Genomic DNA, 13,687 nt, shown 5'->3' on the forward strand with positions numbered 1-13,687 from the left:
GAACACAGAAGTTAAGCTTCTTAGCGCCAAGAGTAGTTGGGGGTCGCCCCCTGCGAGGGTAGGACGTTGCCATGCTATTAAAAATAAAACAATAAAATTTTACGACCGTTGCTGAATATAAAAAAAGGTGTTGTCACAAAGTGACAACACCTTTTTTTATAGTTTTATTTCTCATTACAAAGGAAACACGGTTCCTAAAATCACTAAATCCGTAGGCATTACGTTTAATAATTTTCAATTTATTGTTAGTCCCTTCCTTCAAGTAGGCTATTAGAATAAGGATAGTTAATAGCGTTTTTCACATAGTCTTCATGTTAAATTAAAATGAGTAAACAATTTTTTTAAAAAATTGAATTCAAGTTTTATTAAATGCATGCATAAGTGCATTGTAAATGTGAAATTGATCGTAAACAACTATGGCGTTCGGGAATAACAAAGTTCTCGTAAACTTGGGATACGTATAGTTTATATAAGTAACGATTACTTTAACGTTTTCGCGTGCTTCTAAAATGAACCGGATAAAATACTTAGTCACTTGATAGATTGTTCTAGCAAAAATAGCAGATACTATAGAGCATTTTTTGTTACACTATTACTTAATAATGGATATAAAATTTTTCACATATTAGAAAGACGTTAAATGATAAAACAAGTAGTAAATGATGAGATATAAGTAAAAATTTGATTTGACTATTGATATATATACATTGTATAATGTGTAATGCATTAAAATACATATACTAGATTTATATCGGAGGAAGTCCATGAAAAATAAAGATACGGCCTTTTTTGGTCATCCTAGAGGATTATCAACACTATTTTTTACAGAAATGTGGGAGCGATTCAGTTATTACGGAATGCGAGCAATTCTTTTATACTATATGATTTCAGAAGTGGATGGGCTTGGTTATAATCAAGCTACAGCCATGTCAATTATGTCCATTTATGGATCATTAATTTATTTATCAGGTGTCATTGGAGGTTTCGTTAGTGATCGCCTTTGGGGTAGTAGAAAAACAGTGTTTATTGGTGGAATACTAATAATGCTAGGACATATTGTTCTTGCAACACCCTTTAAATCAGTTGCTTTATTCATATCTATCGCGTTAATCGTATTGGGAACAGGGTTGTTAAAACCTAATGTTTCTGAAATGGTTGGTGGATTATACAATAGTAAGGATCCAAGACGTGATTCTGGTTTCAGTATCTTTGTATCTGGGATTAATATTGGTGCTTTGATTGCACCGTTGCTAGTTGGATGGGTTGGTCAAGAATATAATTACCACGTTGGATTCTCATTAGCAGCTATTGGGATGTTTTTCGGCTTAGTTCAATATTACTTTGACGGAAGAAAATATTTAACAAAAGATAGTTTATATCCTAATGACCCTATTCAACCTAACGAATTATCAACTATTCTTAAAAAATCTTCAATCGGTGTTATAGCTTTAGCTTTAATTTTAGTTATCATGTTCCTATTTAAATCATTAAATATTACGAATGTCATTCTTTTAATCACAATTCTTGCAGTTATCATCCCTGTCTATTACTTTACAATGATGTTAACAAGTAAGAAAACAACAAAAATTGAACGATCAAGACTTACAGCGTATATTCCGTTATTTATTGCCAGTATCTTATTCTGGTCAATTGAAGAACAAGGTTCAGTTGTTTTAGCAATGTTTGCGTCAACTAGAACGCAGTTAAGTGCTTTTGGGTTCACTTTCCCAGCTAGTTTCTTTCAAAGTATGAATCCGTTATTCATATTAATCTATGTTCCAATATTTGCTTGGTTATGGGTTAAATTAGGATCGAAACAACCTAGTTCTCCAGCTAAATTTTCAATTGGTCTAGTATTTGCTGGAGCATCTTTCCTTTGGATGATGCTCCCTGGTGTTCTTTTTGGAACAGATACTAAAGTTGGCCCATTATGGTTAGTTGCAAGTTGGATGATGGTTATGCTTGGTGAAGTTTTGGTTTCTCCAGTTGGCTTATCAATTACTACTAAACTTGCACCAAAAAGTTTTCAATCTCAAATGATGAGTGTTTGGTTCTTGAGTGATGCTGTTGCTCAAGCATTGAATTCACAAATTGTTCGGTTATACACACCCGCTACTGAATCAATGTACTTTGCTGTAGTTGGTGGAATTACTGTTGCCTTTGGTATTATGTTGAGTTTCTTTATTCCAAGAATTCATAAATTAATGGAAGGCGTTAATTAAATAGATTTTTAATGAAAGATATGTTAATTTTAATTAACATATCTTTTTTTGGAGGGAAACATGACAATTATTGCAACTAGTAGTGATAATCACTTTGATATTAATAAAGTTGATGTGGATATAATTATTGATGAACAAGTAAATTATCTATTAGCGAAAAATATTGAGTATTATCTTATTACAGGAGATTTATTTAATGATTTTAATAAAACGATTGATTATATTATTAGACTGAAAAGAAAGTTAAATAATAAAATTGTTGTCTTATTTATTGCAGGTAACCATGACATGGTTAAAAATATAACATTTGATGAGCTAGAAAGTGTAGTGAATGATTCTTATCTCCATAATCAATATTTGGATATCTCCGGCACTGAATGGCGTATTATAGGTAATAATGGATGGTACGATTACAGTTACTCAAAACAGCTAAAACGGTCTGATAAAGAAATGCTACATTGGAAAACAAACTATTGGATCGATCGTAAAATTGTTCAACCAATGCCAGATGTCGAGAGATTTAAATTAAGTTTAAGACAAACTGAAAAATTATTGAGTGATGCGAAACAATTAAATAAAAAAATAATATTTATGACTCATTTTGTACCTAATGAATTGTATATTAAAATTAATAATGATAATCGTTTCTGGAACGTTGCAAACGGCATGTTAGGTAGTCAAAAGATGGGAGATCTGTTAGAATACTATAAAGTAGAAAAAGTTTTATTTGGGCACCTCCATATCAAACATGATCCTATTCAAATTAATGAAACGACGTATTATACGAAGCCAGTGGGATATGGGCGGAAAAAATATAACGAATGGACGAAAAATACGTTCTTCGATGAGTGGAAATTTACGTTACAAATAATTAATTTAAAATAATTGAAAAAAAAGCTTGATTTTTAATCCATTTATTTGTATGATAGTTAAGTCGGATAAAGCTGATATGGAAGAGTAGCGAAGAGGCTAAACGCGGCGGACTGTAAATCCGCTCCTTCGGGTTCGGTGGTTCGAATCCACTCTCTTCCACCATTATTTTATAATATTGGGTTATAGCCAAGCGGTAAGGCAACAGGTTTTGATCCTGTCATGCGATGGTTCGAATCCATCTAACCCAACTAGCTAAAAGCAGATACTTAGGTATCTGCTTTTTTGTTTTATTTGTTATTTTATTTTTTTTTGCGGTATGATGGAGATAGTAATTAAATATAATAATTGAAATGAGGAAACTATGAAAATTGGATTTATTGGAGCTGGTAATATGGCTCGAGCAATTATTGAAGGTTTAGTAGAAGCAGAATTTATCGCGCCAAAAGAAATTTTGGTACACAGTGCAAGAGAGTCCAGCTATGTACCTTATGCTGAAGCTAATGGCTTTACAGCGTTAGGTAGCAATGCTCAGGTGGTTAGTGAGGCTGACGTTGTTTTTCTTGCTGTTAAACCAATTGTCTTAGGTATGGTTTTAGCAGAAATTAAAGAGTCAGTGAAGGAATACAAACCTATGCTAATTTCTATTGTATCAGGTGTTTCAATCTCTGAAATTGAATTAGAATTAGATAATCATTCAGTTGGTATTTTAAGAACAATGCCAAATGTTAACGCAACGGTTTCCGAAAGTATGACTGCGTTAGTCGGTAATGATATTTTGACAGATAAACAAATGAAACAAGGTACTGATTTATTTGATACTATTGGTGAAACGATGGAGATTGCTGAACGCGATTTTAGCACGTTTGTTGCTCTTGCTGGTAGCTCACCAGCATTTATTTACTTATTTATTGATACGCTTGCACGTGCAGGCGTTAAATATGGCTTACCAAAAGATAAAGCAACTAAGATTGCTGCTCAAGCTGTACTAGGCAGTGCAAAAAAGGTCTTAGCTACTGATGAAGTGCCATGGAAATTAATTGATGAGGTTTCATCTCCGGGTGGCACAACTATTGCTGGATTGCTTGCAATGGAAGAGGCTGGATTTATGAATTCTATTATTAAAGCAGTTGATGCAACTGTGGCTAAAGACAAAAACTAAATTTGATATGACCTTGTTTTTTTGGTCTATACCGATTATACTAAGTTTATAAATTGAAGGGATGGCGGATAAGATGAGTATTGTTTTAAAACATGCAGTTATCTACACGGGTTCAGAAAAAATTGAAGATGCATATATTCGATTTGATAAACAAATTAGTGCAATGGGGCCAATGAGCGAATACAAAGCTTTAGCCTCTGATGAGGTTAGAGATGTAGAAGGGAAAATTATTGTTCCTGGATTTATTGACGTTCACAGCCATGGTGGATATAGTTTTGATGCTATGGATGGTGATTCTAAACAAATTAATGAAATGGTTACCGATATGATTCACGAAGGTGTTACGACTTATTTCGCAACGACAATGACCCAATCACATGAAAATATTGCTAATGCTATGGTTGGTATCAAAAAAGCCGCTGAAGTGAACCCTGTTATTCAAGGAATTCATCTTGAAGGACCATTTATTTCTCCTGTTTTTAAAGGCGCACAGCCTGAAAAATATATTGAGGCACCTGATACAAAGTTATTTGATAAATGGAATGAATTATCAGGACATATGATCAAATTAGTGACTTATGCACCGGAACATAAAACGTCACCTGAATTTGAAGAGTATTGTATCAAGAATGGTATCGTACCTTCAGTGGGCCATAGTAACGCTACTCGCGAAGAAATGAAACATTCTCGAGCAAGTCATGTCACTCATTTATACAATGCACAACGCGAATTTAAGCATCGTGAACCAGGTGTAACTGGACATGCATTTTTAGAGGATAATATTTATACAGAAATTATTGCTGATGGTTTTCATATTGTGCCAGATATGATTAAACTAGCCTATGATTTAAAAGGACCTAAACGTATTGAATTAATTACTGACTCGATGCGTGCTAAAGGAATGCCTGAAGGCTTAAGCGAACTTGGCGGGCAAAAAGTTATTGTTAAAGACAAACAAGCAAGATTAGAATCTGGTAATTTAGCAGGCTCTGTTTTACAATATCAAGATGCATTTAAAAATATTATGAAATTTACTGGTTGTGGTATCGAAGAAGCTGTATTGATGAGTTCTGTCAATCAAGCTAGGGAATTCAATTTAACATCAAAAGGTGCTATTGAAATCGGAAAAGATGCTGATATGAACTTATTTGATGCTAACATGCAACTAGAAAGCACATATAGCTTTGGACGTAAATTTTAATAAAAGGTTAGGAAGGTAATTGTTAATGGGATCTCCCATATATATTCAAATTCATAATGAAATGAAAAAAACAATTGAATCTGGTGAATGGGAAGTTGGCAATCGTATTCCGGCTGAACGTGAACTTGCTGTTGTATTTGGTGTCAGCAGAATGACGCTTAGACAGGCAATTCAAACCTTGGTAGATGAAGGTATTCTAGAACGTCATGTTGGTGATGGAACCTACGTTGCTCGTAAGAAGGTTCAAGAAAAGATGTCAGGTGTGACTAGTTTTACTGACCTAATGGCTGAACAGGGAAAAGTGGCTTCAAGTAAGACGATCACTTATCATGTTACAACGCCTTCATTAAGTGAAATTGAAAAGTTACAATTGATCGATGGCGAACTAGTCTTACGAATGGAACGAATTCGTTATGCTGATGGTTTACCGATTTGTTTTGAAGTTGCTACGGTTCCTAATAAATTAGTTGAGGGTTATAGTAAAACTGAAATTACGAGCTCTTTATATCGAACATTGGAAGAAAAAGCCAATTTAACATTGGGAGGGGCACAACAGACAGTGTCTGCTATGTCAGCTGCTGAAAGCATAGCGGATTATCTATCAATCAAGCGTGGTGAAGCGATTTTGAGGCTTCGTCAAGTTAGCTTTTTGAAAAATGGTGAACCTTTTGAATATGTTCGGACACAATATGTAGGGAATCGCTTTGAATTTTATCTAGAAAAATAAAGTTTAAGAAATTATTAATTGCTCTCTTTCAACCATATCAATGGATGAGATAGAGTAATTTTTTTTTTGAGAAATCTGTTCGATTGACATCAATTTGAGATAACGCTATATTATTTAAGAGCAAAAAATAAATTATCTGAAGGGGTTTTAAGATATGTATTTATTAGTTAATATTTTCGGTGTTGCCATTTTTATTTTAGTTGCATTTGCGTTTTCCAAGAAAAAGAGAGAAGTCAATTGGAAATCAATCGCAATTATGGTCGTTATTAATTTATTTTTAGCTTGGTTCTTAACAAAATTCTCATTAGGACGTGATCTTGTAGAAGGCGCGGCTAATGGGTTTAATTGGCTAATGCAGGCCGCATATCAAGGTATTCAATTTATGGTACCCGCTATGCCTAAAGTAACTGATATGGGATTTTTCATGAGTGTTCTATTACCAGTTATTATGATTGTGCCATTGTTTGATATTTTAACGTACATTGGCGTTCTTCCATTTATTATTAAGTGGATTGGCCGTGGGTTATCAAAAATTACAGGCCAACCAAAATTTGAATCATTTTTCTCAGTAGAAATGATGTTTTTGGGAAATACTGAAGCATTAGCTGTTTCAAGCCTTCAGTTGAAACTAATGAAATCAGAACGGAACTTAACTTTGGCAATGATGTCAATGAGCTGTGTGACGGCTTCAATCATTGGTGCTTATACAACAATGATGCCAGGTCAATATATCTTAACAGCTGTTCCAATTAATATTATTAATGCTATTATTATAACAAGTATTTTAAATCCAGTTGAAGTAACAGAAGAAGAAGATACTATTGCTGAAATGACAGGTAGTAACTCAAATGATTTAGAAACTTCTGAATCAGATAATAAAAGAGAACCCTTTTTCGCTTTCTTGGGTGATTCAATTTTGGGTGCTGGTAAGTTAGTCTTGATTATTGCAGCAAATGTTATTGCTTTCGTTGCTTTAGCAGCCTTGATTGATAATATTCTTGGATTAGTTAATCCAAATTTATCACTTGAAAATATTTTAGGTATTATTATGTTCCCATTTGCTTGGTTAATGGGATTCAATCCTTCAGATGCTTTCGAATTAGCACGTTACATGGGTACAAAATTAGTAACAAATGAATTTGTTGTTATGGGACAAGTATCAAGTACGATTAACTCATTTGCACCTCATTACAAAGCTGTTTTAACTGTTTTTGTTACATCGTTTGCAAACTTTTCAACAATTGGAATGATTATTGGTTGTTTCAAAGGAATTGTGGATAAAGAAAAAAATGATGTTATCGCAAGAAACGTTGGTTACATGCTATTATCTGGTATTCTAGTTTCATTATTATCAGCGGGTATGGTTGGCGTTTTCGTTTGGTAATATAACAATATGTAAAAAAGAACTAAGAAATTTTTAATTTCTTAGTTCTTTTTTTTATGTCCTCTAAATTTTTCTTTGTATATTAGTAATAAGTAACGTGGAATAGCTAGCATTCGAATAAAACGAGTCGGTTCTTGGAATAAACGATAAAGCCACTCAATATGATGATTTTGCCAAAATTGTGGCGCACGATTCACAGTACCCGCTAGAACGTCGAAACTACCACCAACACCCATCCAGATACTATCAGACACTTGGCGATTACGCTGAATAAATTCCTCCTGATTTGGAAAACCTGTTGCAACAAAAACAAAATCAGGCTGAGATATTTTAATGTTACTTACAATATCCTGATCATTTTTGAAATAACCATTATGAAATCCGACTAAATTAATGTTTGGATAATCAGACTTAATCGTTTTGGCAACTTTTTGGATGACCGTTTCGGCTGCACCAACTAGGTATATTGATTTTTGATGACTATTAGCCCATTTAAGCAGGCTCATTAAAGTATCATAGCCAGTGATTCGTTCGGGCATTGGAGTCCCTAAAATTGCTGCGCCTTTGATAATACCAATACCATCTGGTGTAACGTAGTCAGCTTGGTTAAGAATCTTTTTATAATCTGGGTGTTGTCGTGCAAATAGAACAATTTCTGGGTTGGCTGTCACGATAAATCGATTTAGATGAGCTATCGAATCAGTCGCTATCTGAGTTAAAAAAGCGTCATTAGTTGTATTAATAAATTCGATATCTAATATTTTTGTTTTTTTAAATTTATTTGGCATAATATGTCCTCACTTTTTAAACTTTGTCTCATTATAACAGAAGATAAATTTAAAATAAGTATTGAATATGACGGATTACGGAAAAAATGGTAAAATGTAGATTATAATTTGTGTGCTGGAAAAAATTCTAGTAGTGCATTCATTTTAAAGGAGAAACATCATGGTAAAAAATTACCCAGATGATAGCTATACGTTACATACGGACGTTTATCAGATTAATATGATCCAAACTTACTGGGAAAAAAATATTCATAATCAAAATGCTGTATTTGAAGTTTTCTTCAGAAATTTACCATTTTCTAATGGCTATGCGATTTTTGCAGGCTTAGAACGAGCTATTAATTATATTCAAAATTTAAAATTTTCAGAGACAGACATTGCGTATTTAAGAGAAGTGGCAGGATATCCAGATGATTTTCTTGCCTATTTAAAAGATTTTCATTTTCGTGGCACAATCAGGTCAGCTGTTGAAGGGGAAGTTGTTTTTAACGGCGAACCCATTGTCCAAATAGAAGGTCCTTTAGCAGACTGTCAATTAGTAGAAACGGCATTACTTAACATCATTAATTATCAAACATTGATTGCAACAAAATCAGCTCGTATCAAAGCTGTAGCCGGAGATGATGGTGTGTTAGAATTTGGTACAAGACGAGCACAAGAATTTGATGCAGCTATTTGGGGAACACGTGCAGCTTATATTGGTGGATTTGATGCAACTAGTAATGTCCGAGCAGGTAAAATATTTGGTATTCCTATCAGTGGAACGCATGCGCATTCATTAGTTCAAGCATACAGAGATGACTATGATGCTTTTATGGCTTACGGAACAACGCATCGTGATTGTGTCTTTTTAGTTGATACATACGATACGTTAAAAAGTGGTGTGCCAAGTGCAATTAAAGTTGCTAAAGAGTTAGGTGATAAGATTAATTTTGCCGGCGTACGAATTGATAGTGGGGATATGGCTTACATTTCGAAACGCGTTCGTGAACAATTAGATGAAGCTGGATTTACAGAAGCTAAAATTTATGCCTCAAATGACTTAGATGAAAAAACAATTACTAATTTAAAAATGCAAGGAGCTAAAATTGACGTCTGGGGCGTTGGAACTAAACTAATAACTGCCTATGATCAACCCGCCTTAGGTGCAGTTTATAAATTAGTAGCCATTGAAGGTGGCGATGGTAAAATGGTTGATACAATTAAACTCAGTAATAATGCAGAAAAAGTATCAACACCAGGTAAGAAACAAGTATGGCGTATTACTAATAAAGTTGATGGTAAAACTGAAGGAGATTACATTGCACTATCGGATGAGGAACCTCAGAAACAAGACTCACTTTATATGTTCCATCAGCAGTATACCTATATTAATAAGTTGGTAACTAACTATAATGCACGACCAATTTTACAAGATATATTTGTTGAAGGTGAACTGGTTTATAATCAGCCAGAATTGGATGCTATTAGAGAGTATTCAAGAATTCAGTTAGATGGGTTATGGGAAGAATATAAACGTGAATTAAATCCACAAGATTACCCTGTCGATTTATCACAAAAAGCTTATGATAATAAGATGGCTATCATCCAAAAAATTAGAAATAATATGAATAATATTAAATAAGGGGTGTTAATCTTGACTGACTTACAAAAGAAAATTATTGAAACTTTGAAAGTGAAATCAAGTGTAAATATTGCAGAAGAAATTCGTATGAGTATTGATTTTATGAAAGCTTATTTATTGAAACATCCATTTTTAAAATCTTTAGTTTTAGGAATTTCTGGTGGACAAGATTCAACACTTGCTGGGTATTTAGCACAACAGGCTATTCGTGAGTTACGTGAAGAAACCGGTGATAGCAATTATCAATTTATTGCAGTTCGACTACCATACGGCAATCAATCCGATGAATCTGATGCATTAGATGCTATAAAATTTATGCAGGCAGATCAAGTGGTTCGTGTAGACATTAAAGGTGCTACCGATGAAATGGTAATAAGCTTAATGGCAAACAATCTTGAAATTTCTGATTTTAATAAAGGTAATATCAAAGCTCGTCAGCGCATGATTGCTCAATATGGGATTGCCGGGGCAAAGTCAGGTGCGGTTGTGGGAACTGACCATGCTGCAGAAGCAATTACTGGATTTTATACTAAATATGGTGACGGAGGTGCTGATATTACACCACTTTGGCGTTTGAATAAGCGCCAAGGTAGAGAGATGTTAGCTTCGTTAAATGCGCCGGAACATCTGTATTTAAAAGTACCAACAGCCGATTTGGAAGAAGACCGTCCAGCGCTACCTGATGAAGTTGCCTTAGGAGTTACTTACGATAATATTGATGATTATCTTGAAGGAAAGGTAGTTTCAAAAGAAATTAGTGATAAAATTGAAAATTGGTATTTAAAGACAGAACACAAACGACATCTGCCAATTACTGTTTATGATTCTTTTTGGAAGTAAATAGTTGCGTAAGCTGTTTCATTTCAGTTATAATTAAAGAAATCATAGGGGAGTAACTGGCGGTTATCCGCGGCAATGTCACCAACAAGAAAGTTCTTTTTCTGGTATTGCCTTAAATAGTGAGACTTATGTATGTTTAAAGTTCTGCAACATACATAGGTCTTTTTTTGTATTTTGTGAAACTATTATAAGGAGGATTACTATGACAAAAAGGATTTACGCACAATCAGTTGACGAAGTTTTAGCAGGCCAAAAGACAGATTTGGCAGGGTTAACAACCCAAGAGGTTAAAGAAAGAACAGACAAGTATGGATTGAATCAGTTGTCAGAAGGTAAACGTAAAACAATATTACAAAAATTCTTTGATCAGTTTAAAGATTTCATGATAATCGTTTTAATTGTGGCTGCGTTAATTGCGGCATCATCAGGTGAAGTTGTGGACGCAATTATCATCATGTTAGTTGTTGTTTTAAACGCTGTATTCGGTGTTTTTCAAGAATCTAAGGCTGAAGAGGCAATTAATGCGTTAAAAGAAATGTCGACACCTAACGCAAATGTAAAACGAAATGGGCAAATTGAAACTGTAAAAAGTGAAAATTTAGTACCTGGAGATATTGTTTTACTTGAAGCAGGGGATGTTATTCCAGCAGATTTACGTTTAACACAGATTGCTTCTCTTAAAATTGAAGAATCTGCTTTAACTGGTGAATCAGTACCTGTTGATAAAAGTTTAAATTTATTAAATGATGAAGATGCTGGTATTGGCGATCGCCATAATATGGCGTTTATGAATAGTAATGTAACTTATGGGCGTGGTGAAGGAATCGTTGTTGGAACAGGGATGAACACTGAAGTTGGACGTATTGCAGGAATGCTCAATTCTGCCGATGAAATGAAAACACCACTACAAGATAATCTTAACCAATTAGGTAAAACATTAACTATTTTAATATTAATTATTGCTGTTATTGTTTTCTTCGTTGGTCTACAAAATGGAGATAATAGTGTCATTGATATGTTGTTAATTGCGATTTCATTAGCTGTAGCTGCAATTCCAGAAGGATTACCAGCTATTGTTACAATTATTTTAGCACTTGGAACACAAAAGATGGCAAAAAGAAATGCGATTGTTAGAAAATTACCAGCAGTTGAAACACTTGGTAGTACTGACATTATTGCATCAGATAAGACGGGTACATTAACGTTAAATCAAATGACTGTTGAAAAAATATTTATAAATAATGAGTTATTAGATGCCGATAAGGTGGAAACAAATTTAGAAAGTCCACTATACCAGGTGATGTCTTTCAGTAATGACACAAAACAAACATCTGAGGGCAATTTAATTGGTGACCCAACAGAGACGGCTCTAATTCAATATCATTTAGATCATGGATTAGATGTGGATGCATTATTAAGCAGTGAACCTCGAGTTGCTGAAGTTCCATTTGATTCAGAACGTAAATTGATGTCAACAATTCAAAAAAATGAGGATAAATCTTTTTTTGTTGCTGTTAAGGGTGCTCCCGATCAACTATTAAAACGGGTAACACGTTATATTGAAAATGGCGAAATTAAACCGATAACTGATGCACAGCTAGATTATATTATGACTAATAATCATGATATGGCAACGCAAGCATTACGCGTGTTAGCATTCGCGTATCGTGAAATGCCTGCAATTCCAGCGGTATTAGATTCAGAAACTGTGGAAAATGATTTGATTTTTGCTGGATTAGTTGGAATGATTGATCCAGAGCGACCAGAAGCTGCTGCTGCAGTTAGCGAAGCTAAGAAAGCCGGGATCCGTCCTTTGATGATTACAGGCGATCATCGCGATACTGCCGAAGCTATTGCAGTTCGATTAGGAATTGTTGAAGCTGGACAACATGAAGCAATTATTTCTGGTTCTGAATTAGATGATTTATCAGACTCAGAATTTGAAAATAAGGTTGAACAATATTCTGTATATGCAAGGGTATCGCCTGAACATAAAGTGCGAATTGTTAAAGCATGGCAGAAAAAGAATCAAGTGGTTGCTATGACTGGTGATGGTGTGAACGATGCGCCAGCTTTGAAATCGGCTGATATTGGAATTGGGATGGGTATTACAGGAACTGAAGTATCTAAAGGTGCTTCAGATATGGTTCTCGCTGATGATAATTTTGCGACAATTGTTTTTGCTGTTAAGGAAGGACGAAAAGTCTTTTCTAATATTCAAAAATCAATTCAATATTTACTTTCTGCAAACTTAGGTGAAGTATTAACCTTGTTTGTTATGACAATGATGGGTTGGAGTATTTTGGCACCAGTCCATATTTTGTGGATTAACTTGGTAACAGATACATTTCCCGCAATTGCACTTGGTGTAGAACCTGCTGAAAAAGGATTGATGGATCAAAAACCACGTGGACGTAAATCAAACTTCTTCTCTGGTGGTGTGATGCCAAGTATTATTTATCAAGGTATCTTAGAAGGGGCTATAACATTATTTGTTTATTGGTTGGCTTTAACGTATCCTGTTCATATGGGTGATAAATTAATTCATGCAGATGCTTTAACAATGGCTTTTGCAACATTAGGATTAATTCAGTTATTCCATGCATTCAATGTTAAATCAATCCATGGGTCAATCTTCAACCGTAATATCTTTAAAAATGTGACGTTTAATTGGTCAATTTTGGCATCATTTGCGTTGCTCGCAGCAACTATTTTAATCCCCGGATTAAATAAAATGTTCCATGTTAGCCATTTAGATATGTATCAATGGGGTATTGTTTTAGCGGGATCATTCTCAATTATTGTGATTGTTGAAATTGTGAAGCTTGGCCAACGATTATTCAGAAAAAATAAATAAAAGGAAGTTTAT

At 34.2% G+C, this 13,687-nt stretch carries 12 protein-coding genes and 2 tRNA genes; 11 read left to right on the forward strand and 3 right to left on the reverse strand.

Annotation, left to right across the window (positions count from 1 at the left end):
• Nucleotides 1–133: 133 nt before the first annotated feature.
• On the reverse strand, nucleotides 134–262 hold the full coding sequence (locus AC1RPH_RS06730) for a transposase (RefSeq protein ID WP_481761864.1): 129 nt from the start codon (nucleotides 260–262) through the stop codon (nucleotides 134–136).
• 93 nt (nucleotides 263–355) lie between these two features.
• Nucleotides 356–571, reverse strand: a complete 216-nt coding sequence (locus tag AC1RPH_RS06735) for a transposase (RefSeq protein WP_481761913.1) — start codon at nucleotides 569–571, stop codon at nucleotides 356–358.
• Nucleotides 572–764: 193 nt separating this feature from the next.
• Here AC1RPH_RS06735 and AC1RPH_RS06740 point away from each other — a divergent pair, with 193 nt between their 5' ends.
• The 8 genes from AC1RPH_RS06740 to AC1RPH_RS06775 all read left to right on the forward strand — a co-directional run bounded on the left by AC1RPH_RS06740 (nucleotide 765) and on the right by AC1RPH_RS06775 (nucleotide 7,566).
• Entirely contained in the window at nucleotides 765–2,222 is a 1,458-nt protein-coding gene (locus AC1RPH_RS06740; RefSeq protein ID WP_481761865.1) for a peptide MFS transporter, read from the forward strand.
• A 60-nt stretch (nucleotides 2,223–2,282) separates the two neighbouring features.
• Nucleotides 2,283–3,107, forward strand: a complete 825-nt coding sequence (locus tag AC1RPH_RS06745; RefSeq protein WP_481761866.1) for a metallophosphoesterase — start codon at nucleotides 2,283–2,285, stop codon at nucleotides 3,105–3,107.
• Nucleotides 3,108–3,173: 66 nt separating this feature from the next.
• Nucleotides 3,174–3,257, forward strand: a tRNA-Tyr gene (locus AC1RPH_RS06750).
• Between the two features lie 14 nt (nucleotides 3,258–3,271).
• Nucleotides 3,272–3,343: transfer RNA gene (locus tag AC1RPH_RS06755), tRNA-Gln, on the forward strand.
• A gap of 113 nt (nucleotides 3,344–3,456) precedes the next feature.
• A complete protein-coding gene (gene proC / locus AC1RPH_RS06760) occupies nucleotides 3,457–4,254 on the forward strand; it encodes a pyrroline-5-carboxylate reductase (RefSeq protein WP_481761867.1) in 798 nt (265 codons plus the stop codon).
• Nucleotides 4,255–4,327: 73 nt separating this feature from the next.
• Entirely contained in the window at nucleotides 4,328–5,455 is a 1,128-nt protein-coding gene (nagA, locus tag AC1RPH_RS06765) for an N-acetylglucosamine-6-phosphate deacetylase (protein WP_481761914.1), read from the forward strand.
• A gap of 25 nt (nucleotides 5,456–5,480) precedes the next feature.
• The gene (locus tag AC1RPH_RS06770) at nucleotides 5,481–6,182 is read left to right on the forward strand and encodes a GntR family transcriptional regulator (protein ID WP_481761868.1); all 702 of its coding nucleotides are present in this window, start codon (nucleotides 5,481–5,483) and stop codon (nucleotides 6,180–6,182) included.
• Between the two features lie 154 nt (nucleotides 6,183–6,336).
• The gene (locus AC1RPH_RS06775) at nucleotides 6,337–7,566 is read left to right on the forward strand and encodes a NupC/NupG family nucleoside CNT transporter (protein WP_481761869.1); all 1,230 of its coding nucleotides are present in this window, start codon (nucleotides 6,337–6,339) and stop codon (nucleotides 7,564–7,566) included.
• Between the two features lie 41 nt (nucleotides 7,567–7,607).
• On the opposite strand, the gene AC1RPH_RS06780 is transcribed toward AC1RPH_RS06775, so the two are convergent.
• The gene (locus tag AC1RPH_RS06780; RefSeq protein WP_481761870.1) at nucleotides 7,608–8,354 is read right to left on the reverse strand and encodes a WecB/TagA/CpsF family glycosyltransferase; all 747 of its coding nucleotides are present in this window, start codon (nucleotides 8,352–8,354) and stop codon (nucleotides 7,608–7,610) included.
• A 160-nt stretch (nucleotides 8,355–8,514) separates the two neighbouring features.
• Between AC1RPH_RS06780 and AC1RPH_RS06785 the strand changes: the two genes are divergently transcribed.
• The 3 genes from AC1RPH_RS06785 to AC1RPH_RS06795 all read left to right on the forward strand — a co-directional run bounded on the left by AC1RPH_RS06785 (nucleotide 8,515) and on the right by AC1RPH_RS06795 (nucleotide 13,675).
• On the forward strand, nucleotides 8,515–9,978 hold the full coding sequence (locus AC1RPH_RS06785) for a nicotinate phosphoribosyltransferase (protein WP_481761871.1): 1,464 nt from the start codon (nucleotides 8,515–8,517) through the stop codon (nucleotides 9,976–9,978).
• 12 nt (nucleotides 9,979–9,990) lie between these two features.
• Nucleotides 9,991–10,818 (forward strand): ammonia-dependent NAD(+) synthetase, encoded by an 828-nt coding sequence (gene nadE, locus AC1RPH_RS06790; protein ID WP_481761872.1) that lies wholly within the window; start codon nucleotides 9,991–9,993, stop codon nucleotides 10,816–10,818.
• A gap of 202 nt (nucleotides 10,819–11,020) precedes the next feature.
• Nucleotides 11,021–13,675: a cation-translocating P-type ATPase gene (locus AC1RPH_RS06795; protein WP_481761873.1), complete on the forward strand. Its 2,655-nt coding sequence runs from the start codon at nucleotides 11,021–11,023 to the stop codon at nucleotides 13,673–13,675.
• The last annotated feature ends 12 nt before the right edge of the window (nucleotides 13,676–13,687 follow it).

The organism is Dellaglioa sp. CoH-57-MRSF-16 (assembly GCF_056782055.1).

What these genes read in the sequence shown, in the direction of transcription:
- AC1RPH_RS06775 (WP_481761869.1), top strand. Translation starts at nt 6,337, where the DNA reads ATGTATTTATTAGTTAATATTTTCGGTGTTGCCATTTTTATTTTAGTT.
- AC1RPH_RS06770 (WP_481761868.1), top strand. Translation starts at nt 5,481, where the DNA reads ATGGGATCTCCCATATATATTCAAATTCATAATGAAATGAAAAAAACA.
- proC (WP_481761867.1), top strand. Translation starts at nt 3,457, where the DNA reads ATGAAAATTGGATTTATTGGAGCTGGTAATATGGCTCGAGCAATTATT.
- AC1RPH_RS06740 (WP_481761865.1), top strand. Translation starts at nt 765, where the DNA reads ATGAAAAATAAAGATACGGCCTTTTTTGGTCATCCTAGAGGATTATCA.
- AC1RPH_RS06745 (WP_481761866.1), top strand. Translation starts at nt 2,283, where the DNA reads ATGACAATTATTGCAACTAGTAGTGATAATCACTTTGATATTAATAAA.
- AC1RPH_RS06785 (WP_481761871.1), top strand. Translation starts at nt 8,515, where the DNA reads ATGGTAAAAAATTACCCAGATGATAGCTATACGTTACATACGGACGTT.
- AC1RPH_RS06780 (WP_481761870.1), bottom strand. Translation starts at nt 8,354, where the DNA reads ATGCCAAATAAATTTAAAAAAACAAAAATATTAGATATCGAATTTATT.
- AC1RPH_RS06795 (WP_481761873.1), top strand. Translation starts at nt 11,021, where the DNA reads ATGACAAAAAGGATTTACGCACAATCAGTTGACGAAGTTTTAGCAGGC.
- nagA (WP_481761914.1), top strand. Translation starts at nt 4,328, where the DNA reads ATGAGTATTGTTTTAAAACATGCAGTTATCTACACGGGTTCAGAAAAA.